The following is a 22,759-nucleotide window of genomic DNA, read 5'->3' as shown; positions in this document are numbered from 1 at the left end:
GAGAGTCATGCCGCGCAGTCTGAAGAAGGGCCCCTTCGTCGACGACCACCTGCAGAAGAAGGTGGACGCTCAGAACGAGAAGGGCTCGAAGAACGTCATCAAGACCTGGTCCCGCCGGTCGGTCATCACGCCCGACTTCCTGGGACACACGTTCGCGGTGCACGACGGCCGCAAGCACGTGCCGGTCTTCGTCACCGAGTCGATGGTCGGTCACAAGCTCGGAGAGTTCGCTCCCACCCGCACCTACCGCGGGCACGACAAGGACGACCGTAAGGCCCGCCGCCGCTGAGGCGCGCGGCCCGAGACGAGAAGTTAGGCAGAGAACATGGAAGCCAAGGCGCAGGCGCGATTCGTGCGCGTCACGCCCCAGAAGGCGCGCCGGATCGTGGACGTCGTCCGCGGCAAGCGGGTCGAGGAGGCCGTCTCCGTGCTGCGGTTCGCCCCGCAGACGGCGGCCGAGCCCGTCCGCAAGGTCGTCGAGAGCGCCGTCGCCAACGCCCGCGTGAAGGCCGACCAGGCCAGCGAGGCGTTCGACGAGTCCGGGCTCGTGGTGCTGGAGGCGTACGTCGACGAGGGGCCCACCCTGAAGCGGTTCCGTCCGCGTGCCCAGGGCCGGGCCAGCCGGATCCTCAAGCGCACCAGCCACATCACCGTCGTCGTCGGTGAACGCCAGACCGTTGGCGCGGCCGGGAAGTCGGCCGCCGGAACGAAGGGGAGGGCCCGCTGATGGGTCAGAAGGTCAACCCGACCGGGTTCCGGCTCGGTGTCACCACCGATCACCGCTCCCGCTGGTTCGCCGACAGCACGAAGGAGGGGCAGCGTTACCGCGACTACGTGCGCGAGGACGTGGCCATCCGTCGTCTGATGTCCGCCGGTCTCGAGCGCGCCGGGATCTCCAAGGTCGACATCGAGCGCACCCGGGACCGTGTGCGCGTGGACCTGCACACCGCGCGCCCCGGCATCGTCATCGGGCGTCGCGGCTCGGAGGCCGACCGCCTCCGCGGCGAGCTCGAGAAGCTCACGGGCAAGCAGGTCCAGCTGAACATCCTCGAGGTGAAGAACCCCGAGGTGGACGCCCAGCTGGTCGCCCAGGGCATCGCCGAGCAGCTGGCGAGCCGCGTCTCCTTCCGCCGCGCGATGCGCAAGGGCATGCAGTCCGCGCAGCGTGCGGGCGCCAAGGGCATCCGGGTGCAGTGCTCCGGCCGTCTCGGCGGCGCGGAGATGTCGCGCTCGGAGTTCTACCGCGAGGGTCGCGTCCCGCTGCACACCCTGCGCGCCAACATCGACTACGGGTTCTTCGAGGCCCGCACGACCTTCGGTCGCATCGGCGTGAAGGTCTGGATCTACAAGGGTGACGTGACCGAGAAGGAGTACGCCCGCGAGCAGGCCGACTCCGCCTCGCGTGCGCCGCGTGGCCGGGGCCGTGGCCCCCGCCGCGAGGGCCGTGGTGGCGAGTCCCGCCAGCAGCAGGCCGCTCCTGCCGAGAGCGCCGGGGCCCCCGCCCCGACCGCCGAGGCGTCGGCACAGACCGGAACGGAGGCCTGAGCCGTGCTCATCCCCCGGCGGACCAAGCACCGCAAGCAGCACCACCCCTCGCGCCGCGGCGTGGCCAAGGGTGGCACCTCGATCAACTTCGGTGACTACGGCATCCAGGCCCTCGAGGGCGCGTACGTCACCAACCGGCAGATCGAGGCCGCCCGTATCGCCATGACGCGCCACATCAAGCGAGGCGGCAAGGTCTGGATCAACATCTTCCCCGACCGTCCGCTCACGAAGAAGCCGGCCGAGACCCGCATGGGTTCCGGCAAGGGTTCCCCGGAGTGGTGGGTCGCCAACGTCAAGCCGGGCCGGGTCATGTTCGAGCTGGCCGGTGTCGACGAGCAGCTGGCGCGCGAGGCCATGTCCCGCGCCCAGCACAAGCTTCCGATGAAGACTCGTTTCGTTGCTCGTGAAGGTGGTGAGGGCTGATGGCCATCGGGACCAAGGGCCTCATGCCGGTCGACCTGGACGGGATGGACGACGACCGTCTCGCCCAGGAGCTGGAGAAGGCCAAGGCCGAGCTGTTCAACCTGCGGTTCTCCGCTGCCACGGGCCAGCTCGAGGACCACGGCCGACTCAAGGCCGTGCGCCGCGACATCGCCCGGATCTACACCATCGTGCGCGAGCGCGAGCTCGGCATCCGCACCGCGCCGAGCACCGAGGAGTGAGGAACCAGTGAGCGAGAACGCCACCAGCGAGGCGACCGCCGAGCAGGTCACCGAGCGGAACTTCCGCAAGGTGCGCCGCGGCTACGTGGTCAGCGACAAGATGGACAAGACCGTCGTCGTCGAGGTCGAGGACCACGTCAAGCACGCCCTGTACGGCAAGGTCATCCGCCGCACCCAGAAGGTCAAGGCGCACGACGAGTCGAACGAGGTCGGCGTCGGGGACCTCGTCCGCATCATGGAGACCCGGCCGCTCTCGGCCACCAAGCGTTACCGCGTGGTCGAGATCCTCGAGAAGGCCAAGTAGCACTTCCAGCGGGTACGGGTCCGTATGTGTGGTTCCGTCCCGAGATCGACTCTCGTCGTGAGCCGGTTGGCCTCTCGGCCGGTCGGTGGCGAGAGAAGGTCACCAAGGCTCGCGAACGCGTGAGACCGAGACAAGTTCATCAGGACTCGCGGAAGCGAGAACCAGCAACGAGTTCACCAAGGCTCGCGGAAGCGAGAACCAGGTCGACAAGGAGAATCCAGTGATCCAGCAGGAGTCGCGGCTGAAGGTCGCCGACAACACCGGTGCGAAGGAGATCCTTTGCATCCGTGTGCTCGGCGGCTCCGGTCGGCGCTATGCCGGCATCGGCGACCAGATCGTCGCCACCGTCAAGGACGCCATCCCGGGCGGCAACGTCAAGAAGGGCGACGTCGTCAAGGCGGTCGTCGTGCGCACCACCAAGGAGCGCCGGCGCCCGGACGGCTCGTACATCAAGTTCGACGAGAACGCCGCCGTCATCCTCCGGGGCGACGGCGACCCGCGCGGGACCCGCATCTTCGGCCCGGTCGGCCGCGAGCTGCGCGACAAGAGGTTCATGCGCATCATCTCTCTGGCGCCGGAGGTGCTCTGATGGCGAAGATCAAGAAGGGCGACCTCGTGGTCGTCATCGCCGGACGCGACAAGGGCAAGCAGGGACGTGTGCTCGAGGTCCACAAGGACTCCGACCGCATCGTCGTCGAGGGTGTCCAGCGGGCGACGAAGCACACCAAGGTGGGGCAGTCCTCCCGCGGCAGCCGCACCGGTGGCATCGAGACCGTCGAGGCCCCCATCCACGTGAGCAACGTGATGGTCGTCGACCCGGAGACCAAGAAGGGCTCCCGCGTCGGCTACCGCACCGAGCAGGTCGAGCGCGACGGACGCACCCGCACCATGCGGGTCCGCGTGGCGAAGCGCTCCGGTAAGGACATCTGAGATGACTAGCACCGCCACCGAGACCACTCCGAAGCCGCGCCTGAGGCAGCGGTACCGCGACGAGGTCCTCCCGGCCCTCCGTGAGGAGTTCGGGCACGCCAACGTGCACCAGGTCGCCGGCCTGACCAAGATCGTGGTCAACATGGGCGTGGGCGACGCCGCTCGGGACTCCAAGCTCATCGAGGGCGCCATCCGCGACCTGAGCATCATCACCGGCCAGAAGCCGTCGGTGACCAAGGCCAAGAAGTCCATCGCGCAGTTCAAGCTGCGCGAGGGGCAGCCCATCGGCGCGCACGTCACCCTCCGTGGCGACCGCATGTGGGAGTTCCTGGACCGGCTGCTCTCGCTCGCGCTGCCCCGCATCCGCGACTTCCGGGGTCTGTCGCCCAAGCAGTTCGACGGCCACGGCAACTACACGTTCGGCCTCACGGAGCAGTCGATGTTCCACGAGATCGACCAGGACAAGATCGACCGGGTGCGCGGGATGGACATCACCATCGTCACCTCGGCCACGACCGACGACGAGGGGCGCTCGCTGCTGCGTCGCCTGGGCTTCCCGTTCAAGGAGAACTGATGGCGAAGACCGCTCTGATCCAGAAGGCCAACCGGAAGCCGAAGTTCGGCGTGCGTGCCTACACCCGCTGCCAGCGCTGCGGCCGCCCGCACTCCGTGTACCGGAAGTTCGGCCTGTGCCGCATCTGCCTGCGCGAGATGGCCCTGGCCGGCCAGCTCCCCGGCGTGACCAAGTCCAGCTGGTAAACCACTACGCCGCAGGTCCCGCGAGGAAACCACGGCGAGGAAGGGCTGACGCCCGATGACCATGACCGATCCCATCGCAGACATGCTGACCCGTCTGCGCAACGCCAACTCGGCGTACCACGAGTCGGTGTCCATGCCGTACTCGAAGCTCAAGGCGAACATCGCCGAGATCCTGAAGGCCGAGGGCTACATCGCCGGCTGGTCCGTCGAGGAGGCCGAGGTCGGCAAGAAGCTCACGCTCGACCTGAAGTTCGGGCCGAACCGGGAGCGTTCGCTCGCCGGCGTCCGGCGCGTCTCGAAGCCGGGTCTGCGCGTGTACGCCAAGTCCACGAACCTGCCCAAGGTCCTCGGCGGCCTGGGGGTGGCGATCCTGTCCACCTCCTCCGGCCTGCTGACCGACCGGGAGGCACAGAACAAGGGTGTGGGCGGGGAAGTCCTCGCCTACGTCTGGTGACGAAAGGAGAATGACTGATGTCTCGAATCGGTAAGCTCCCCGTCACCGTCCCGTCCGGGGTGGACGTGACCATCGAGGGCCAGGCCGTGACCGTCAAGGGCCCCAAGGGCACCCTGTCCCACACCGTCGCGGCCCCGATCACCGTCGCCCGCGACGAGGACGGCGCCATCGTGGTGAACCGCCCGGACGACGAGCGCGAGTCGCGCTCCCTCCACGGGCTCACCCGCACCCTGATCCAGAACCTCGTCACCGGGGTGACCCAGGGGTACACCAAGGAGCTGGAGATCGTCGGCACCGGATACCGCGTCCAGGCCCGTGGCCAGGACCTGGAGCTCGCGCTCGGGTTCTCCCACCCGGTCTCGGTCACGGCACCCGAGGGCATCACCTTCCAGGTGCAGGGCCCGACGAAGTTCTCCGTCTCCGGCATCGACAAGCAGCTCGTCGGTGAGGTCGCGGCGAACATCCGCAAGATCCGCAGGCCCGAGCCGTACAAGGGCAAGGGCGTGCGCTACGCCGGCGAGCAGATCCGGCGCAAGGTCGGGAAGGCTGGTAAGTAAGCGATGGCTGTCACCGTTCAGGGGAAGGGCAAGCGAGTTGCCCGGGCCCGTCGTCACCTGCGGGTGCGCAAGCGCATCACCGGCACCGCCGAGCGGCCGCGCCTCGTCGTCACCCGCTCCTCCCGCCACATGGTCGCCCAGCTCGTTGACGACACCACCGGCCGCACGCTGGTCTCGGCGTCCACGCTCGAGGCCGACCTTCGCGCGGACGACGGCGACAAGGTCGCCAAGGCCCGCAAGGTCGGCGAGCTCGTCGCCGAGCGGGCGAAGGCCGGCGGAGTCGACTCCGTGGTCTTCGACCGTGGCGGCAACAAGTACCACGGGCGCGTCGCGGCCGTGGCGGAGGGCGCCCGCGAGGGCGGTCTGGCCCTGTGAAGCAGGACGTACGAGAGCAGAGGAAGATCTGATGGCTGCACCGCAGCGAAGCAGGAGCGGCGGCTCGGCCGCCGGCTCCGGCGAGAACCGCGAGGGCGGCAACCGTCGTGACGGCGGCCGCCAGGGCGGCCGGGACGGGCGCCGCGACGGTCGCCGGGGCGATGACCGGAACCAGTACATCGAGCGCGTCGTCACGATCAACCGTGTTGCCAAGGTCCACCAGGGCGGGCGTCGCTTCAGCTTCACCGCGCTGGTCGTCGTCGGCGACGGCGAGGGCACCGTGGGTGTCGGCTACGGCAAGGCGAAGGAGGTGCCGGCCGCCATCGCCAAGGGCGTGGAGGCCGCGAAGAAGAACTTCTTCCGGGTGCCGTTGATCGCCCGCACCATCCCGCACACCGTGCAGGGCGAGGACGCCGCAGGCATCGTCTTCCTGCGTCCGGCCTCGCCGGGTACCGGTGTGATCGCGGGTGGACCGGTCCGCGCCGTCCTGGAGTGCGCCGGCATCCACGACATCCTGACGAAGTCGCTCGGGTCGTCGAACGCGATCAACATCATCCACGCCACCGTGGCCGCCCTGAAGCAGCTCGAGCAGCCGGAGGCCGTCGCCGCGCGGCGCGGTCTGCCGCTCGAGCACGTGGCTCCGGCGTCGCTGCTGCGTCAGCGCGCCGAGGGCGAGGCCAAGGAGCGCGAGGACAACGAGAATGCGGCGAACGCGTCCGCTCCGGTCGGGGCAGGTGCGTGATGTCGCAGCTCAAGGTCACCCAGACCAGGTCCGCGATCGGCGGCAAGAAGAACCAGCGCGAGACGCTGCGCACCCTCGGCCTGAAGCGCATCGGCCAGTCGGTCGTGCGTGAGGACCGCCCCGAGGTCCGCGGCATGATCACGACGGTGGCGCACCTCGTCACCGTCGAGGAGGTCGACTGATGGCTGACTCCACGAACGCCGAGCAGAGCTCGGACGGCGCAGCTGTGGGCCCCGCCCTGCGGGTGCACCACCTGCGGCCGGCTCCCGGCGCGAAGTCCACCAAGATCCGCGCCGGGCGCGGTGAGGGCGGCAAGCGCGGCAAGACCGCGGGACGCGGCACCAAGGGCACCAAGGCCCGGTACCAGGTCCCGGCCGGGTTCGAGGGCGGGCAGATGCCGCTGCAGATGCGGCTGCCGAAGCTCCGCGGCTTCAAGAACCCGTTCCGCACCGAGTACCAGGTGGTCAACCTGGACAAGCTCGGTGCGCTGTACCCGCAGGGTGGCGCCGTCACCCGCGAGGACCTCGCGGCCAAGGGCGCGGTCCGCGCCGGCCAGCCGGTGAAGGTCCTCGGCACCGGTGAGCTCGACGTGAAGCTCGAGGTCACCGTCGACGCGTGGTCCGCGTCGGCCAAGGAGAAGATCGAAGCCGCCGGCGGGTCCATCTCCGCCGAGTGAGCTCAGGCGGGCGGTCCGACACCTGATCAGGGTCGGGCCGCCCGCTTGCGTATCGCGTAGGCTGACCTGCGGCCCGTTCGCAGGCGGCCCGTCCTTCTCGTGCGGCCCCCGACGGCCGGTGACCGAGAGGCCCGATCAGCAGGAGGAAGTGTGCTCGGCGCATTCGTGCAGGCGTTCCGGACGCCTGACCTGCGGCGCAAGCTGCTCTTCACGCTGGGCATCATGGCGCTGTTCCGCCTCGGCACGTTCATCCCGGCCCCCGGGGTGTCGTACCGCAACGTCCAGCAGTGCCTCGAGGCCGGCGGGACCGCCGACCTGCTGGGCATGGTGAACCTGTTCAGCGGTGGCGCACTGCTGCAGCTGAGCATCTTCGCGCTCGGCATCATGCCGTACATCACCGCCAGCATCATCGTGCAGCTGATGCGCGTGGTGATCCCGAAGTTCGACGAGCTCCACAAAGAAGGTCAGTCGGGGCAGTCCAAGCTCACGCAGTACACCCGCTACCTGACCATCTTCCTGGCGATCCTGCAGTCCTCGGTCATCGTCACGGTCGCCAACACCCAGCTCTTCCCGGGCTGCGCCACGCCGCCGATCCCCGACGAGTCCCCGCTGAACCTCATCATCACGATCATCGCGATGACCTCCGGCACGGCGCTGATCATGTGGCTCGGTGAGCTCATCACCGAGCGCGGCGTCGGCAACGGCATGTCGCTGCTGATCTTCACCTCGATCGCCGCCTCCTTCCCCTCGGCCTTCGGCTCCATCCTCGAGTCCGACGGCGGCGTCGGGCGGTTCCTCGCCATGATCGGCCTCATCCTGCTGATCACCCTGCTCATCGTGTTCGTGGAGCAGAGCCAGCGCCGCATCCCGGTGCAGTACGCCAAGCGGATGGTCGGCCGCCGGATGTACGGGGGCTCCTCCACGTACATCCCGATCAAGATCAACATGGCGAACGTGATCCCGGTGATCTTCGCGTCCTCGATCCTGGCGCTGCCGACGCTGGCCGCCCAGTTCGGCGAGCAGTCCTCGGGCTGGGTCCGCTGGATCCTGACGAACGTCGCCGACCCGTCGGCACCGCTGTACCTCGCGCTGTTCGCCGTGATGATCCTGTTCTTCGCGTTCTTCTACACCTCGATCACCTTCAACCCGGAGGAGGTCGCGGACAACATGAAGCGCTACGGCGGGTTCATTCCCGGCATCCGGGCCGGCCGCCCGACGGCGGAGTACCTGCAGTACGTGATGACCCGCATCACGACGGTGGGCGCGATCTACCTGACGCTCGTGGCCCTGATCCCGACGGTGGTCTTCGCCCAGATGGGCATCACCCAGCAGATGATGGCCTTCGGCGGCACCTCCATCCTCATCGTCGTGGGCGTCGGTCTGCAGACCGTCAAGGAGATCGACTCCCAGCTCCAGCAGCGTCACTACGAAGGGTTCCTCAGATGAGCGCACGCCTCGTCCTCCTCGGCCCCCCGGGAGCAGGCAAGGGCACGCAGGCCGCACGTGTCAGCGAGCGGCTCGGCGTCCCGGCGATCTCCACCGGCGACATCTTCCGCGCGAACGTCGCCGAGCAGACCGAGCTCGGACAGCGCGCGCAGCGCTACATGGACGCCGGCGAGTACGTGCCGGACGAGGTCACCAACGCGATGGTCCGGGACCGTCTCGGCCAGCCGGACGCGGCCCAGGGCTTTCTCCTCGACGGCTACCCGCGCACCGCCGAGCAGGTCGCGGAGCTCGACGACATCCTCGCCGCCTCCGGCGCCACGCTCGACGTCGTCGTCGCGATCGAGGCCGACACCGACGAGGTCGTCGACCGTCTGCTCAAGCGGGCCCGGGAGCAGGGCCGCAGCGACGACACGGAGTCGGTGATCCGCCGCCGGCTCGAGGTCTACGCCGAGCAGACCGCACCACTCGCGCAGACCTACGACACGCGCGGCCTGCTCGTCCGCGTCGACGGTGTCGGCAGCCCCGACGAGGTCACCGACCGCATCATGGGCGCCCTCTCCCGCGGGGACCGCGAGCAGGGCTGAGCGCACGGTGTTCGGCCGCGAGCGCATCGAGTACAAGAGCCCCGACCAGGTCCGCGCCATGCGGCGCGCCGGGCTGGTCGTCGCGGACATCCACGCCGCCCTGCGTGCCGCCGTCGAGCCGGGCATGACCACGGCGCAGCTCGACGACGTCGCCGCCGGCGTGCTCCGGAAGGCCGAGGCCGAGTCCAACTTCCTCGGCTACCACGGCTATCCCGCCCACGTGTGCATCTCCGTGAACGAGGAGATCGTGCACGGCATCCCGGGGGAACGGGTGATCGCCGACGGCGACCTGGTCTCCTTCGACTGCGGTGCCGTCGTCGACGGCTGGCACGGCGACGCCGCGTTCTCGGTGGTGGTCGGCACCCCCGACGCGGCCTCCCAGGCGCTCGCGGACGTCACCGCGGAGGCCATGTGGGCGGCCGTCGCGGCGGTGGCGACGGGGGAGCGGCTCGGCGTGGTCGGCGACGCGGTCGAGACCGTCGTCGAGTCCGCGGCCGCCGAGGGGCGGGGCGAGTTCTCGATCGTGCGCGAGTACGTCGGCCACGGTATCGGCACGGCGATGCACCAGCCGCCGGACGTCGTGAACTACCGGACCCGCGATCGGGGGCCGCGGCTGCGGCCCGGGATGTGCCTCGCGATCGAGCCGATGCTCGCCGCCGGCGGGCCGGAGAACCGCGTCCTCGAGGACGACTGGACGGTCGTCACGGTGGACGGCTCGCGCGCCGCACACGTCGAGCACACGGTCGCCGTCCTCGAGGACGGCGTCTGGGTTCTCACGGCACCCGACGGCGGGGCCGGCGCCCTGGCGGAACGAGGCCTGACGGTGGCCTCCCTCGCGGAGTCCTGAAGCCCGCGGACCGCAAGATTCCGGGTCAAAACCGCCAGGCGCGCGACGGCGCGCTTGTAGCGTGGACCGGGCAGGGGGACCCGCACCAGCGAGGGGCCCTGACACGTGACCACAGCCGTGCCCACCGATCTCCGGCAACGCCGCGGCCAGGCCGTCGTCGTCAACGACGCACTCGTCGACCTGCTGGCCGAGCAGGCGCCGCTCACGGTCGTCCGTGGACCGCGCGGCTACGGCAAGACCACCCTCCTGGACACCTGGCTCCAGTCCCGGCGCCCCACCGGCCAGGTGGTCCGCCTCGCGCTGACCCCGCAGTGCCGCGACGTCGAGCGGTTCTGGTTCCTGCTCGAGGAGGCCCTGACCGGCGACGGTTCGACGGAGCCGGGTACCTCACGCTCCCGGGCGCTGGCCCACCTCGCGCGGCGGACCGCGCCGCTGACCGTCGTCATCGACGACTTCCACCGGGCCGGTAGCGCGCCCGGGGCGGAGCCCGACGAGGACCTCGTCGAGCTCGTCCGCCGCAACGACCAGGTCAGCCTCGTGGTCGCCACCCGGACCGTGCGGCCGATCGAGACGACCGGCAGCCTGTCCGTGGACCTGGTGCTGCTGTGCCCGGAGAAGCTTCGCATGCGACCGGACCAGGTCCGGCAGCTGGCCGCACTGCTCGGTGCCGACCTCGGCGCCGGCGAGGCCGACCGGCTCGTCGAGGGGTTCGGCGGCTGGCCGGCAGTGATCCGCAGCGTCCTCACCCGCCTGGGCACCACGGGGGGCACCGTCACGCCCGAGGTCGCCGACGACTACCTCGGCAGCGTCTGGAACGACCTGCGCGACCCCGCGTTGCAGGAGTTCGTGCTCCGCACGGCGGTGCCGGAGACCTTCGACGCCGAGCTGGCCGAGGCCCTCGTCCGGGGAGCGGCGCTGCACGTCCTGCGAGAGGTGCGCGCCTCGGGACTTCTCCGCGAGGAGCTGCGGAACGGTCGGCACGTCTTCTCCTACCCGCCGCTCATGCGCGAGGCCCTGGTCCGCCTCTTCGCGGAGAACCAGCCGGACGAGCTGCGGCGGACGCACACGATCGTCATGGACCGCGCGCTGCGCGGTGGCGACGTGGTCGCGGCGCTCCGCCACGCCGTCGCCGCCGGTGATCTCGCGAGCGTCGAGCGGGTCCTCCGGGAGTACTGGGACGACCTCGTCACCGCGCACCGCGACGCTCTCGTCGAGGTGATCCGCACCATGCCGGCCGGGGACGCCGCGCGCTGCCCGCGCGCCCGCGTCGTCGTCGAGGAGGTCGCCCGCGCACCGGTTGACGCCCGTGCCCTGGAGCTGCGCTGGCCGGCCGGGGACCTACGGGGCATCACGGCCGAGCTCGCCCCGGAGCGGGCGGGCACGGACGAGACCACCTACGCCCTCATGCAGTGGGGAGTCGCCGCGCTGCTGACCGGCGACTTCCCGACGGCGCACTACGCCTTCGGCCGGGCACGCACCCGTTCGCAGCAGGATCCGTACGGCGCACCGTTGGCCGCGCTCGCGACCCTGGCGATCGTCGGCACCCATGCCGTCGCCGGTGACCTGGACCTCGCGAGCGCGTGGCTCGACGACCCCTCGCTGCGGCCCGACGGTCGGCTGCCGGGCGACGAGTCGCTGCACGCGTGGGAGCGGCTGGTGACGGCGATGATCGCCGTCGACCGCCTCGCACCCGAGGCCGCCGCGGCGGTCGGCGCGATGGGCGAGCGAGCCCGCCGGGACGAGATGTGGGCCTGCACGGTGCTCCTCGAGGCCTCGCACGCCGCCGTCTCGGGCGGCGCGGTCGAGGCGACCCGGTGGGCGGCCCGGCTCCGCGCGGCCCGGCACTACCTGCCGCGCGGCCGCTTCGCCGAGATGTCGCTGCAGGCCGCCGAGGTGGACGTGCTGCTCGCCGGCGGGCTCGACGAGCAGGCCCGCTACGTGGCTCGGACGCTCCCACGGAACACCCTGACGTTCGACACGCACGCCCACGTGGCGTTCCGTGTCGGCAACCACCGCGAGGCCGTCCTGACGGCACGCGACGCGCTGCGGCAACCGGGTCTCTCGCGCCGCGCCTCCATGCGTCTGCGCCTGGTGCTGGCGGGTGCGCACGACGCGCTCGGCGAGCCGGCTGCCGCAGTTGCGGCGTTCACCGAGGCGATCCGCGTGGCGCAGGCCTCCGGGCAGCGGCGCCCCCTCCTCGTGCTCGACCACGGCACGTTCGTGGCTCTGGCGGCCGGGGACCGCGCGACCCTCGCGCTCTGGCCGCAGCACCACCGTCCCGTCCGGGAGCGGCCCCGTACCGCCCTCGGGACCCTGCTCACCCCGCGTGAGCAGGAGGTTCTCCGCGCGCTGCGCCACCACAGCGGCCCGGTCCCGGTCGCGGAGGCGATGGGCGTGTCGGTCAACACGGTCAAGTCGCACCTGCGGAGCGTGTACGCCAAGCTCGGCGTGACGAACAGGACGGCAGCCCTCGGACGGGCCGCCGAGCTCGACGGCGCCGCCGCGCCCACCGGCGACCCGGAGGGGTGAGGTGAACGGCGCGGCCCGCGTCAGCATGGCGCGGGGCAAGGGGCTGCCTCGGGTCCCCGCGGGGTTCGCGGCCACCGAGCGTGCCGCCGCAGCCCTGCAGGGGCTGCCCTCGCTCGTCGTCGTGCACGCTCCGCGCGGGTACGGCAAGACCGCCACCGTCTCCGCCTGGCTGCAGCGCCCGGACGTCCCGCACCACGACGTGGTGTGGATCTCCCTCTCCGGCTCCGTCGGCAGCGAGGCGTTCTGGACCGAGCTGTTGATGGCCGTCGCCGGTGCCGCCGTCCAGGACGGCGTGAGCAGCGCGGGCGGGCGGACGGACGGCCAGGCGGTCGAGCTCGTGCACGCGGTGGCCGGCCGGCGCCCGCTCGTCGTGGTGGTCGACGGCTACGACCGCGTCCGTGACTTCGACGTCGACGAGGAGCTCGTCGAGCTGGCCCGAAGCCACGAGGGGCTCCGGATCGTCCTGCTGACCCGGTCGGACAGACCCGCGGTGAGCCTCGCGCGGGCCGCCGCGCCCGAGGGCGTGGTGCTCGAGGCGGGCGACCTCGCGCTCTCGCCGGCCTCGGCGGCCGCTCTCGCCGCGGCGACCGGCAGCTCCCTCCCGGACCACGCCGTCGCCCGCCTGGCGGACGACCTCGGCGGATGGCCGGCCCTGGTCCGCGTCGCGCTGCCGGCGGCCCGCCTGGACGTCGACGGCGAGATCGTCGTGGACGTGGAGGCGCTCGCCGAGTACCTCCGCGTCGTGCTCGCCGCCTCCGACCACGGAGACGTGCTGCTCGCGACGGCCCTGCACGAGAGCGTCACGCCGGAGGAGGTCGAGCGGCTCCTGGAACCCTCGGCCGTCCACGTCGCGCACGCCGTCGGCCGTCTCGTGCGATGGGGCCTGCTGCGCCGGCAGCCGGACGGCTCGGTGACGCAGCCGGCGCTGCTGCGCGCAGCCGTACGGCTGCTCCTGCGCGAGGAGGACCCGGGCAGATACCGGCTGCTGAGTGCCGAGGCGGCCCGTGCGGCGCTCGCCCAGGGCCGGCCCGACGACGCGCTCGAGCACGCGCTTGCCACCCAGCGGACCGATCTGGTGGCCGAGGTCGTGGAGGGGGCGTGGCCGGACCTCGTCCGGGACGGAGGGTCCAGGCTGCGGACCGCGCTGCGGGCCATCCCCACAACGGCGCTCGACACCAGCAGCACCACGTTCGCGCTGCGCCACGTGGCCGCCGAGGACCCGCCGCGCTGGTTCGTCGAGGCTCTGCAGTCCGGCCTGCCGACCGACGCCGCCCCTGGCCTCGGGCCTCTCGCCGGCGGTGACGCACCGGCCATGCTGCTGCGGCTCGGCCATGTGCTGCTGGGCCAGGCGGACGCGGTGCGGGCCTGCCGCGCCTGGTTCGACGCCGCCCGCCACCCCTCGGGCGGCGAGGAGGCCCGTGAGGCGACGGCCGGGGTCGCGTTAGCGGCCCTGCTCCTCGGGCACGCGCGCACCGCCGACGCCTGGCTGGAGCGGATGCGGGACACCCGGGTCGAGGGCACGCCCGGGCCGCTCGAGGCCCTCGCGACCGGCGTGCTGCCGGCGCTCGCCGCGCTGGACCGGCTCGAGGACGTCCCCGAGGTCGTCGCCCCGCCGCTCCCGGATGCGCTGCGCTGGCTCGAGACCCTCGGGGTGTACGGACGTGCCAACCGCACGCTGCTCTTCGGCGGTCCGGACGGCGTGGCCGTCGACGTGCTCGCCGAGCTCGAGGAGTACGCGTCCCTGGCGAGTTCCTGGCCACCCATGGCGGGCGGCCTGCTGACGGTCACCGCCGTCGACCTGTGCATCGCGACCGAGCAGCTCAGCCGGGCCCGCCGCACGGTGGAACGGGCGGGGTACGCCGCGCACGACCTGGTCCGGGCCGCCACGGCCCGCCTCGCGCTGTACACCGGGGACGACGCCGGGTCCCTCGAGCTGACTGGCGAGGCGTTCGCCCTCGCGCCGGTGCGGCCGCGGGCCGCGTTCAAGCTCGCCGTCGTCCGGGCCGTGGCGGCGCACCGGACGGGGGACCGGGCGCTCTCCCGAGAGGCTGCCCACCTCGCGCTCGGCCTGGCCGAGCGGACGGGGCTGATGCGACCGCTCGTCCTCGTCCCGCGGCACGACCTGGAGGAGGTGCTGGGTGAGCTGCCGGGTGGACCGGACGTGCTGGCGCGGCTGGACGGCGCGCACACGGCCTTCCCGTTCCCCGAGGTCGCCAGGGTCGAGCCGCTGAGCCTGCGCGAGAAGGCGGTGCTCCGCGAGCTCGCGTCGGACCGCCCGCTGCCGGTCGTCGCGCGGCGGCTCTTCGTCTCGGAGAGCACCGTCAAGACCCAGGTGCGTAGCATCTACCGGAAGCTCGGCGTCCACTCGCGGACCGCGGCGCTGGAGCGTGCCCGGCTACTGGGTCTGCTGCCGGGTGGGTGACTCCCGTCACCGGCCCGCTGGTACCGCCCAGCCGGGCGATGGCGTAGGATAGATCGCTGGGCATGGCCTCACGTGCTCGACGTCCGCACCCGAATCTGCCTACGCAGGCTCTCGTGACGGAACTGCGCGCGGTGAGCCATCACCTGTCGCAACCACCAACCTGAGCGGGAGTAATGGCGAAGAAGGACGGCGTCATCGAGATCGAGGGGAGTGTCGTCGAGGCACTGCCCAACGCGATGTTCCGCGTGGAGCTGAGCAACGGCCACAAGGTCCTTGCCCACATCTCGGGCAAGATGCGTCAGCACTACATCCGGATCCTCCCCGAGGACCGGGTCGTCGTCGAGCTGAGCCCGTACGACCTCACCCGAGGTCGGATCGTCTACCGCTACAAGTAACCGCACGCGAACACTGCCGCCGCCCGGGGCCCGGGTCACGCGGCGGCGGAGGAAACATGAAGGTCAAGCCGAGCGTCAAGAAGATCTGTGACAAGTGCAAGGTGATCCGTCGTCACGGCCGTGTGATGGTCATCTGCGACAACCTTCGTCACAAGCAGCGCCAGGGCTGAGCGACTAGCCCAGACCTGACCCGCCGGGAGCAGCGCCCCGGCACCGCGTACCACCAGCGGCCGGCATCGGTCGCCACCCCCGGTTCGGAGGCCGGGGCCCGCGAGGGAGGGTGGTGCGGAGGACCTCCGACCCACAACAGGAGTCAAAGTTGGCACGTCTTTCCGGCGTCGACCTCCCGCGCGAGAAGCGCCTCGAGGTCGCACTCACCTACATCTACGGCGTCGGCCGCACCCGTGCGGCCGAGGCGCTCGCCGCCACCGGCGTGAGCCCTGACCTTCGTGTCAAGGACATGTCGGACGACGACCTCGTCGCGCTGCGCGACTACATCGAGGGCAACTTCCAGGTCGAGGGTGACCTCCGCCGCGAGGTCGCCGCGGACATCCGCCGCAAGGTGGAGATCGGCTGCTACCAGGGCCTGCGCCACCGCCGTGGCCTGCCCGTGCACGGGCAGCGCACCAAGACCAACGCGCGCACCCGCAAGGGCCCGAAGCGCACCGTGGCCGGCAAGAAGAAGGCCGGCAAGAAGTAGTCGCTCGCCAGGGCCTCGCCCTGGGTGCCGCCCGAAGAACCGGGTCGGCACAGACACCGAGCGGACCGACGACCTAGGAGTTCACCAGCATGCCCCCCAAGACCCGCACGGCCACCACGGCGGCGCGCAGGCCGCGCCGCAAGGAGCGCAAGAACGTCTCCCACGGCCACGCCTACATCAAGAGCACCTTCAACAACACGATCGTCTCCATCACCGACCCGGCTGGCGCCGTCATCGCCTGGGCCTCCTCGGGCCAGGTCGGCTTCAAGGGCTCGCGCAAGTCGACCCCGTTCGCCGCGCAGCTGGCTGCCGAGGCGGCCGCACGCCGGGCGCAGGAGCACGGCATGAAGAAGGTCGACGTCTTCGTCAAGGGCCCCGGTTCGGGCCGCGAGACCGCGATCCGTTCGCTCCAGGCCACGGGCCTGGAGGTGGGCTCGATCCAGGACGTCACCCCGCAGGCGCACAACGGCTGCCGCCCGCCCAAGCGCCGCCGCGTCTGAGCCCGACGGCGCCGCGCGCCCCGTCGCACCCCGCACCACCCTGCCGGTCGGACCGAGGCCGGTAGGTCCTCGCCACGACGTCATATAGCGGACGTCGGCTGAAAGGATCCATCAAGTGCTCATCGCCCAGCGCCCCGCACTGACCGAAGAGGTCGTCTCCGACTACCGTTCCCGGTTCGTCATCGAGCCGCTCGAGCCCGGCTTCGGGTACACCCTCGGCAACTCGCTGCGCCGCACGCTGCTGTCCTCCATCCCCGGCGCCGCCGTCACCTCCATCCGGATCGACGGCGTGCTGCACGAGTTCTCCACCGTCGAGGGGGTCAAGGAGGACGTCACCGAGGTCATCCTCAACATCAAGGACATCGTCGTCTCCTCGGAGAACGACGAGCCCGTCGTGATGTACCTGCGCAAGCAGGGCCCTGGCGTCGTCACCGCCGGCGACATCACCCCGCCCGCGGGGGTGGAGATCCACAACCCGGACCACCAGATCGCGACCCTCAACGACAAGGGCAAGCTCGAGATCGAGCTGACGGTGGAGCGCGGTCGCGGCTACGTCTCGGCGGTGCAGAACAAGAGCGCCGACTCCGAGATCGGCCGGATCCCGGTCGACTCGATCTACTCCCCGGTCCTGAAGGTCACCTACAAGGTCGAGGCCACGCGCGTCGAGCAGCGCACCGACTTCGACAAGCTCATCGTCGACGTCGAGACGAAGAACGCGATCGCCCCGCGTGACGCGCTCGCCTCGGCCGGCAAGACGCTCGTCGAGCTCTTCGGGCTCGCGCGCGAGCTCAACGTCGAGGCCGAGGGCATCGAGATCGGCCCGTCGCCGACGGACGCCGCGCTCGCCCAGGATCTGGCACTGCCGATCGAGGACCTCGGACTGCTGTCCCGCTCCTACAACTGCCTCAAGCGCGAGGGCATCCACACGGTTGGCGAGCTGGTCGCGCGATCCGAGGCCGACCTGCTGGACATCCGCAACTTCGGCGCGAAGTCCATCGGGGAGATCAAGGAGAAGCTGGCGGGTCTCGGCCTCGGCCTGAAGGACAGCCCCGCGGACTTCGACCTCGCCGCCGTCACCGGCGTCGAGGAGGGGGACGACGCCTACGGCGACATCCAGTTCAGCGACGAGCAGCGCGGCTGATCCCAGCACCGACCTCGCCCGACCCATCTACCAGGAGTAATCATGCCCACGCCCGCCAAGGGGCCACGTCTCGGTGGCAGCCCCGCGCACGAGCGGCTGATGCTGGCCAACCTGGCCACCGCACTGTTCGAGCACAAGAAGATCACCACCACCGAGCACCGCGCCAAGCGGCTGCAGCCGGTGGCGGAGAAGCTCATCACCCTCGCCAAGCGTGGTGACCTGCCCGCCCGCCGGAAGGTGCTGACGACCGTGCGTCGCAAGGACGTGGTGGCCGAGCTCTTCGAGGAGACCGCGCCGAAGTTCGCCGAGCGCAACGGCGGCTACACCCGCATCACGAAGGTCGGCCCGCGCAAGGGCGACAACGCGCCGATGGCCGTCATCGAGCTCGTGCTCGAGCCGGTCAGCCCGAAGCAGGCGACCGTGCGGGAGGCCGAGAAGGCCGCCGAGCGCGCCGCCGCCAGCGAGCCGGCTGCGGACGCGCAGGCCGAGGAGTCGGCCGCTTCCGGGGAGTCGGCCGCGTCCGAGGAGTCGGCGGCGTCCGCGGAGTCCGCCGAGTCGCCCGAGGAGGTCGAGCAGACCGCCGAGCAGGACTCCCAGGATGAGTCCGCCGAGGCGACCGACGCCGGTGACGAGCAGCAGGCCACCGACTCGGACGAGGGCGAGGCCCAGCCGCGCAGCTGATCGCGCGTCGAGGAACGCCGAGGGCCCGGACCGTCAGGTCCGGGCCCTCGTGCTCGTCAGGCGAACGTCCCGGGAGCTCGGCGCCTGCCAGGGACGCGGCGGCCGGCGTTCGCGGGCGTGCGCGGGGACAGGATCAGTCGCGGCGGCGCTCGATCTCGCGCTCCAAGCCGTCCAGCAGCAACTCCAGCCCGAACCGGAACGACTGCTCCCACCCGACGTCGAAGGTGTCCTCGGACATCTCGGCCATCGTCGGATAGTCGCCGGAGTTCATCGCTCGCTCGAGGAAGGGCAGCTGCGCGGACCAGAACTCCTCGTCGCTCAGCCCCGCCTCCGCCGCGGTGGCGTTGTACTGGATCTCCTGACGCGCCGCACCGGTGACGTACCCGTCGACGGTGGAGACGATCATCATCCGCTCCTGGTCGCTCATCGGCAGGTCGGCCAGGTAGGACATGACCAGATCCAGCCCGGCGATGCTGCTCGGGCCGAGCACCGGCCGTGTCCAGTTCACCTGCATCAGCCAGGGATGGGCGAGATACAGCTCGCGTGTCCCGATCGCGTTCAGCTCCAGGACCTCGCGCCAGTGCTTGCCCGCGAAGTCCGTCCGGGCGGCGCCAGGCTCGCTGAGTCGGTCGAGCATGAGGTCGAGCAGCACTGCCTTGTCGGGGACGTACCGGTAGAGCGACATGGTGCCCACGTCGAGGTCGCGCGCGAGCCGGCGCATGGACAGCGCGTCCAGCCCTTCGGCGTCCGCGATCGTGATGGCGGTCTCGACGATCCGCTCGAGCGTCAGCGTTCGCCGCGGCCCCTTGGACAGCTGGGGCAACCCGTACCACAGCAGCTCGAGACTGCGCGTGACCCGTTCCTGCTCGCGGGAGCCCGCTTCCGACTGCTCGCCGCCGTCCTGCGCAAGCCCGCGCCGCGCCGCGTCCACGACGGTGCGGCCGGGATGCGGTTGCTCGTTCCCCTCACTCATCAGGCACATGCTACTTGCCTACTGCGTACAGTGTGCGCTAGATTGGTGCGTACACCGTACCCAGGAGGTTCCCGTGCCCCCCACCCCGTCCGGGCTCGCCGTCGAGGCTGAAGGGCTCACCAAGCGATACGGCGACAAGCTCGCCCTCGACGGCGTCGACCTCGCCGTCCCCCGCGGCACCGTCCACGGACTGCTCGGCCCGAACGGCGCGGGCAAGACCACGACGGTCCGTATCCTCACCACGCTCACCCGGCCAGACGGGGGCCGCGCCCACGTCGTCGGGCACGACGTCGCCGCCGCCCCACGCCATGTGCGCCGGGTCATCGGCCTGACCGGCCAGCAGACCACCGTCGACGACCTGCTCACCGCGCGGCAGAACCTCACGATGTTCGGCCGGCTGTTCCGGCTCGACAAGGCCGCTGCGCGGCGCCGTGCCGACGAGCTCCTCGAGCAGTTCAGCCTCGCCGACGCCGCCGACCGTGCGCCGAAGACGTTCTCCGGCGGCATGCGGCGCCGGCTCGACCTCGCGGCCAGCATGATCCTCGCCCCTGCCGTGCTCTTCCTCGACGAGCCGACCACCGGCCTGGACCCCGCCGGCCGTCGCGAGGTCTGGCAGGCCATCCGGGAGCTCGCCGCCGCCGGCACCACGGTCCTGCTCACCACCCACTACCTCGACGAGGCCGACCAGCTCTGCGACCGGATCAGCGTCATCGACCACGGCCGGAACTTCGTCGAGGACACGCCCGCCGGTCTCAAGCGCCGCATCGGGGACGAGCGCCTCGAGATCGTCGTCGCGGACCCCGCCGATCTCGGCGCGGTCGCCCGGCTCGTGACGGGGGTGGCCACGGCCGACCCGATCGTGGACGAGACCGCGAGCACGGTCGGCGCGCCGGTTCCCGACGGCGTCCGTGCCCTGACCGAGGTCGCCGCCGAGCTGCGGTCCTCGGGACTGGACGTGGCCGACATCGGGCTGCGGCGCCCCACGCTCGACGAGGCCTTCCTGCAGCTCACCGGGCAACGCCCGGAGCCGGCGCCCCCGTCCACATCGGCGCCGACGCCTGCCGCCGCACCAGCATCCGCCGTGCCCGAGGAGACCCGATGACCACCGCCGCACTGGCACAGCCGCACGACGACACCCTGGTCAGCCGCATGCGATGGGCCGCCCGCGACTGCTGGACCATCGTGCTCCAGGAGTTCACGCACCTGCTGCGTCAACCGTCCACCTTCGCCTGGCAGCTCGGGATGCCCGTGGTCATGGTGCTGATGTTCGTCTACGTCTTCGGCAGCGCCATGGACGTGACCGGCATGGGCGCCGGCGTGGGGTACATCGACTACGCCATGCCCGGCATGTTCGCCATGACCGTGGCGTTCGGGTTCATGAACACCGCGTTCGCGGTGACTCTCAACAAGGAGAAGGGCTTCATGGACCGGTTCCGGTCCATGCCGATGTCCTCCTCCGCCGTCGTCACCGGCCGGGGCCTGGCCGACATCATCCAGGCCGTGCTCGACCTCGCGGTGATCGTCGCGATCGCCCTGGTCGTGGGCTGGCGCCCCGGTGGCACCCTGGCCGAGACGCTCGCCGCGTTCGCCCTCCTGCTCTGGCTGCGTCTGGCGCTGATCTTCATCGGCATCTACCTCGGTCTGCTGCTGAAGAACACCGAGGCCGCGGGCAGCCTGTTCGCCGTCGCCTTCCCGTTCGGCTTCATCTCCTCCGTGTTCGCCCCGCCGGAGATGATGCCCGGGTGGCTGGGGGCCGTGGCCGCCTGGAACCCGGTCTCCTCGACCGCAGGCGCGATCCGCGAGCTCTTCCACACCCCGGGGGTGGATGCCGCGGCCGGCGGCTACTGGATCGCCGAGCACGCGATCGGCGGCGCCCTCGTCTGGCCGGCGGTGATCATGGCGATCTTCCTCCCGCTGGCGGTCCGGCAGTTCCAGAACCTGGGCCGCTGACGGCACGTACCCTTGAGCGCATGTCCGGCGCCGTCGTCCTCGTCCACGGCATCCGCGGGGCGTCGACGATCTGGCGGCAGCAGATGGCAGCCCTGGGGCGGGCCGGCATCCCCGCCCTGGCGCCGGACCTGCCCGGGCACGGGACCCGCCGCGGCACGGACTTCACGGTCGACGCGGCGATGGAGGTCATCGACCGGGCCGCCGAGGAGCTCTCCGACCACGGTCCTGTCCTGGTGGCCGGCATCTCGCTCGGCGGCTACCTCACCCTGCACTGGGCGGCCCGGCCGAGCTCCAGGCCCGCCGGGGTGCTCGCCGCCTCCTGCTGCACCCAGCCCCGCGGTGTCGGCCTGGCCCTGTACCGCCGGACGGCGGAGGTCATCGCGCGGCTGCCCGACGGCGGTGCCCGCCTCAGTGACACCCTCTCGCGCCGCCTCCTCCCGCCGGAGGGGTACGTCGACCTCACGGCAGGCGGCGTCGCCGTCGAGGTCATGGTGCCGGGACTGACCGCGATGGCAGGGGTGGACACCGAGCGGGACATCCGCGCGATCGGCGTCCCCGTCTGGTTCGTCAACGGCAGCCGCGACCACTTCCGGATCCACGAGCGGCGGTTCCTGCGGGCGGCACGCGACGGCCGCCTCGTCCTGATCCCCCGGGCGACGCACCTGGTCTCACTGACGCATCCGGTGGCGTTCAACCGCGCGCTGCTGGACATCGCGGGAAGCCTCAGCAGGTCCGCTGCGACGATGGTCCGATGAGCACATCGACGCTGTCCGGCCGGACCGCGCTCGTCACGGGTGCCGGACGCCGTGCGGGCATCGGGTTCGCCGTCGCCGCGCGGCTCGCCCGGATGGGAGCCAGCATCGTGCTCCACCACCACGCGCCGCACGACGACGAACAGCCGTGGGGTCGGGACGATCTCGCCGCGGTCCGCGCCGCGCTCGGCGAGCACCTCTCCGAGGGGGCGTCGCTGCACGACGTCGCAGCCGACCTCGCCGATCCCGAGGAGCCGGCCCGCGTGATCGAGGAGGCGGCCGCGTGGAGCGGGCACCTCGACATCCTCGTGTGCAACCACGCCAGGTCCGGCGGCGACGGCCCGCTCGCCGAGATCGACGCCGACCAGCTCGACGGACACTGGCACGTCAACACCCGCGCCACCCTCCTGCTCACGCAGGCCTTCGCCCGCCGCCACGACGGACGCAAGGGCGGCCGGGTCATCTGGATGACCTCCGGTCAGCAGCTCGGCCCGCTGCGCGGTGAGATCGCCTACGGCGCCTCCAAGGCGGCCCTGGCCGGTCTGACGGCCACCGTCGCCGACGAGCTCATCGACCGCGGCATCATCCTCAACACTGTCAATCCCGGCCCTGTCGACACCGGGTACCTCGGGCGCGGGGTGTGGCTGCCGGACGAGGTGCTCGATGACATCGAGTCACGGTTCCCGACCGGCCGGGTCGGCCGGCCCGACGACCCGGCACGTCTGATCGCGTGGCTCGTCAGCGACGAGGGTCGATGGATGGTCGGTCAGGTGCTCAACACGGAGGGCGGGTTCCGGCGCAGCTGACGTGACCGGGTGCCGACGAGACCGGGCCG

32 protein-coding genes are annotated in these 22,759 nt (G+C 71.3%); 31 read left to right on the top strand and 1 reads right to left on the bottom strand.

Going from position 1 to position 22,759, the window contains the following annotated elements:
- Positions 1-7 precede the first annotated feature (7 nt).
- From rpsS to rplQ, 27 genes are all read left to right on the top strand, one after another.
- Positions 8-289: a 30S ribosomal protein S19 gene (gene rpsS / locus ACFQQL_RS15895; protein ID WP_382396126.1), complete on the top strand. Its 282-nt coding sequence runs from the start codon at positions 8-10 to the stop codon at positions 287-289.
- Between the two features lie 36 nt (positions 290-325).
- Positions 326-727 carry a 50S ribosomal protein L22 gene (gene rplV / locus ACFQQL_RS15890; RefSeq protein ID WP_382396125.1) on the top strand — a complete coding sequence of 134 codons (402 nt, stop codon included), beginning with the start codon at positions 326-328 and terminating at the stop codon, positions 725-727.
- Positions 727-1,545 carry a 30S ribosomal protein S3 gene (gene rpsC / locus ACFQQL_RS15885; protein ID WP_382396124.1) on the top strand — a complete coding sequence of 273 codons (819 nt, stop codon included), beginning with the start codon at positions 727-729 and terminating at the stop codon, positions 1,543-1,545. Before rplV ends, rpsC begins: the two co-directional genes overlap by 1 nt.
- A 3-nt stretch (positions 1,546-1,548) precedes the next feature.
- Positions 1,549-1,968, top strand: a complete 420-nt coding sequence (rplP, locus tag ACFQQL_RS15880; RefSeq protein ID WP_382396123.1) for a 50S ribosomal protein L16 — start codon at positions 1,549-1,551, stop codon at positions 1,966-1,968.
- The gene (rpmC, locus tag ACFQQL_RS15875) at positions 1,968-2,207 is read left to right on the top strand and encodes a 50S ribosomal protein L29 (RefSeq protein ID WP_382396122.1); all 240 of its coding nucleotides are present in this window, start codon (positions 1,968-1,970) and stop codon (positions 2,205-2,207) included. The genes rplP and rpmC overlap by 1 nt, the downstream gene beginning before the upstream one ends.
- Before the next feature lie 7 nt (positions 2,208-2,214).
- Positions 2,215-2,511 (top strand): 30S ribosomal protein S17, encoded by a 297-nt coding sequence (rpsQ, locus tag ACFQQL_RS15870; protein ID WP_382396121.1) that lies wholly within the window; start codon positions 2,215-2,217, stop codon positions 2,509-2,511.
- A 220-nt stretch (positions 2,512-2,731) separates the two neighbouring features.
- On the top strand, positions 2,732-3,100 hold the full coding sequence (rplN, locus tag ACFQQL_RS15865; protein ID WP_382396120.1) for a 50S ribosomal protein L14: 369 nt from the start codon (positions 2,732-2,734) through the stop codon (positions 3,098-3,100).
- Positions 3,100-3,441, top strand: a complete 342-nt coding sequence (rplX, locus tag ACFQQL_RS15860) for a 50S ribosomal protein L24 (RefSeq protein ID WP_382396119.1) — start codon at positions 3,100-3,102, stop codon at positions 3,439-3,441. The genes rplN and rplX overlap by 1 nt, the downstream gene beginning before the upstream one ends.
- Before the next feature lies 1 nt (position 3,442).
- Entirely contained in the window at positions 3,443-4,015 is a 573-nt protein-coding gene (gene rplE / locus ACFQQL_RS15855; protein ID WP_382396118.1) for a 50S ribosomal protein L5, read from the top strand.
- The gene (locus ACFQQL_RS15850; protein WP_122824914.1) at positions 4,015-4,200 is read left to right on the top strand and encodes a type Z 30S ribosomal protein S14; all 186 of its coding nucleotides are present in this window, start codon (positions 4,015-4,017) and stop codon (positions 4,198-4,200) included. The genes rplE and ACFQQL_RS15850 overlap by 1 nt, the downstream gene beginning before the upstream one ends.
- 55 nt (positions 4,201-4,255) lie before the next feature.
- Positions 4,256-4,654: a 30S ribosomal protein S8 gene (gene rpsH, locus ACFQQL_RS15845; protein ID WP_382396117.1), complete on the top strand. Its 399-nt coding sequence runs from the start codon at positions 4,256-4,258 to the stop codon at positions 4,652-4,654.
- A gap of 17 nt (positions 4,655-4,671) precedes the next feature.
- Positions 4,672-5,211, top strand: a complete 540-nt coding sequence (rplF, locus tag ACFQQL_RS15840) for a 50S ribosomal protein L6 (RefSeq protein WP_382396116.1) — start codon at positions 4,672-4,674, stop codon at positions 5,209-5,211.
- Positions 5,212-5,214: 3 nt separating this feature from the next.
- Positions 5,215-5,586: a 50S ribosomal protein L18 gene (gene rplR, locus ACFQQL_RS15835; RefSeq protein WP_382396115.1), complete on the top strand. Its 372-nt coding sequence runs from the start codon at positions 5,215-5,217 to the stop codon at positions 5,584-5,586.
- A gap of 31 nt (positions 5,587-5,617) precedes the next feature.
- Positions 5,618-6,328, top strand: coding sequence for a 30S ribosomal protein S5 (gene rpsE / locus ACFQQL_RS15830; protein WP_382396114.1), 711 nt, complete (start codon positions 5,618-5,620; stop codon positions 6,326-6,328).
- Positions 6,328-6,510, top strand: coding sequence for a 50S ribosomal protein L30 (rpmD, locus tag ACFQQL_RS15825; RefSeq protein WP_382396113.1), 183 nt, complete (start codon positions 6,328-6,330; stop codon positions 6,508-6,510). The genes rpsE and rpmD overlap by 1 nt, the downstream gene beginning before the upstream one ends.
- Positions 6,510-7,004, top strand: coding sequence for a 50S ribosomal protein L15 (gene rplO / locus ACFQQL_RS15820; protein ID WP_382396112.1), 495 nt, complete (start codon positions 6,510-6,512; stop codon positions 7,002-7,004). Before rpmD ends, rplO begins: the two co-directional genes overlap by 1 nt.
- Positions 7,005-7,154: 150 nt before the next feature.
- Complete coding sequence (gene secY / locus ACFQQL_RS15815) at positions 7,155-8,450, top strand: preprotein translocase subunit SecY (protein ID WP_382396111.1); 1,296 nt, start codon at positions 7,155-7,157, stop codon at positions 8,448-8,450.
- On the top strand, positions 8,447-9,034 hold the full coding sequence (locus ACFQQL_RS15810) for an adenylate kinase (RefSeq protein WP_382396110.1): 588 nt from the start codon (positions 8,447-8,449) through the stop codon (positions 9,032-9,034). The genes secY and ACFQQL_RS15810 overlap by 4 nt, the downstream gene beginning before the upstream one ends.
- A gap of 7 nt (positions 9,035-9,041) precedes the next feature.
- Positions 9,042-9,881, top strand: coding sequence for a type I methionyl aminopeptidase (map, locus tag ACFQQL_RS15805; protein ID WP_382396109.1), 840 nt, complete (start codon positions 9,042-9,044; stop codon positions 9,879-9,881).
- Positions 9,882-9,986: 105 nt separating this feature from the next.
- The gene (locus ACFQQL_RS15800; RefSeq protein ID WP_382396108.1) at positions 9,987-12,410 is read left to right on the top strand and encodes a helix-turn-helix transcriptional regulator; all 2,424 of its coding nucleotides are present in this window, start codon (positions 9,987-9,989) and stop codon (positions 12,408-12,410) included.
- A gap of 1 nt (position 12,411) precedes the next feature.
- Positions 12,412-14,832, top strand: a complete 2,421-nt coding sequence (locus ACFQQL_RS15795) for a LuxR C-terminal-related transcriptional regulator (RefSeq protein WP_382396107.1) — start codon at positions 12,412-12,414, stop codon at positions 14,830-14,832.
- A gap of 173 nt (positions 14,833-15,005) precedes the next feature.
- Positions 15,006-15,227, top strand: coding sequence for a translation initiation factor IF-1 (infA, locus tag ACFQQL_RS15790; protein WP_043501486.1), 222 nt, complete (start codon positions 15,006-15,008; stop codon positions 15,225-15,227).
- A gap of 56 nt (positions 15,228-15,283) precedes the next feature.
- Positions 15,284-15,397, top strand: coding sequence for a 50S ribosomal protein L36 (rpmJ, locus tag ACFQQL_RS15785; RefSeq protein ID WP_003956441.1), 114 nt, complete (start codon positions 15,284-15,286; stop codon positions 15,395-15,397).
- A gap of 149 nt (positions 15,398-15,546) precedes the next feature.
- Complete coding sequence (gene rpsM, locus ACFQQL_RS15780; RefSeq protein WP_382396103.1) at positions 15,547-15,927, top strand: 30S ribosomal protein S13; 381 nt, start codon at positions 15,547-15,549, stop codon at positions 15,925-15,927.
- An 89-nt stretch (positions 15,928-16,016) separates the two neighbouring features.
- Positions 16,017-16,427 (top strand): 30S ribosomal protein S11, encoded by a 411-nt coding sequence (rpsK, locus tag ACFQQL_RS15775; protein WP_382396102.1) that lies wholly within the window; start codon positions 16,017-16,019, stop codon positions 16,425-16,427.
- Between the two features lie 115 nt (positions 16,428-16,542).
- Complete coding sequence (locus ACFQQL_RS15770; RefSeq protein ID WP_382396100.1) at positions 16,543-17,568, top strand: DNA-directed RNA polymerase subunit alpha; 1,026 nt, start codon at positions 16,543-16,545, stop codon at positions 17,566-17,568.
- A gap of 42 nt (positions 17,569-17,610) precedes the next feature.
- Positions 17,611-18,249, top strand: coding sequence for a 50S ribosomal protein L17 (gene rplQ / locus ACFQQL_RS15765; protein WP_382396098.1), 639 nt, complete (start codon positions 17,611-17,613; stop codon positions 18,247-18,249).
- Between the two features lie 133 nt (positions 18,250-18,382).
- On the opposite strand, the gene ACFQQL_RS15760 is transcribed toward rplQ, so the two are convergent.
- The gene (locus tag ACFQQL_RS15760) at positions 18,383-19,222 is read right to left on the bottom strand and encodes a TetR/AcrR family transcriptional regulator (RefSeq protein WP_382396096.1); all 840 of its coding nucleotides are present in this window, start codon (positions 19,220-19,222) and stop codon (positions 18,383-18,385) included.
- A 73-nt stretch (positions 19,223-19,295) separates the two neighbouring features.
- Here ACFQQL_RS15760 and ACFQQL_RS15755 point away from each other — a divergent pair, with 73 nt between their 5' ends.
- Genes ACFQQL_RS15755 through ACFQQL_RS15740 form a run of 4 tightly spaced genes read left to right on the top strand, consistent with a single transcriptional unit; the run spans position 19,296 to position 22,730 of the window.
- Complete coding sequence (locus tag ACFQQL_RS15755; RefSeq protein ID WP_382396094.1) at positions 19,296-20,324, top strand: ATP-binding cassette domain-containing protein; 1,029 nt, start codon at positions 19,296-19,298, stop codon at positions 20,322-20,324.
- Positions 20,321-21,172 carry an ABC transporter permease gene (locus ACFQQL_RS15750; protein WP_382396092.1) on the top strand — a complete coding sequence of 284 codons (852 nt, stop codon included), beginning with the start codon at positions 20,321-20,323 and terminating at the stop codon, positions 21,170-21,172. Before ACFQQL_RS15755 ends, ACFQQL_RS15750 begins: the two co-directional genes overlap by 4 nt.
- Before the next feature lie 20 nt (positions 21,173-21,192).
- Positions 21,193-21,927, top strand: a complete 735-nt coding sequence (locus ACFQQL_RS15745; protein ID WP_382396090.1) for an alpha/beta fold hydrolase — start codon at positions 21,193-21,195, stop codon at positions 21,925-21,927.
- Positions 21,924-22,730, top strand: coding sequence for an SDR family oxidoreductase (locus tag ACFQQL_RS15740; RefSeq protein WP_382396088.1), 807 nt, complete (start codon positions 21,924-21,926; stop codon positions 22,728-22,730). The genes ACFQQL_RS15745 and ACFQQL_RS15740 overlap by 4 nt, the downstream gene beginning before the upstream one ends.
- Positions 22,731-22,759 lie beyond the last annotated feature (29 nt).

Origin of the sequence: Georgenia alba (assembly GCF_042665525.1) — a bacterium.
In the GTDB taxonomy this organism is placed as follows: domain Bacteria; phylum Actinomycetota; class Actinomycetes; order Actinomycetales; family Actinomycetaceae; genus Allobogoriella; species Allobogoriella alba.
The sequence above is the reverse complement of the archived record's forward strand: the minus strand, read 5'-3'. Positions and strand labels throughout refer to the sequence as shown.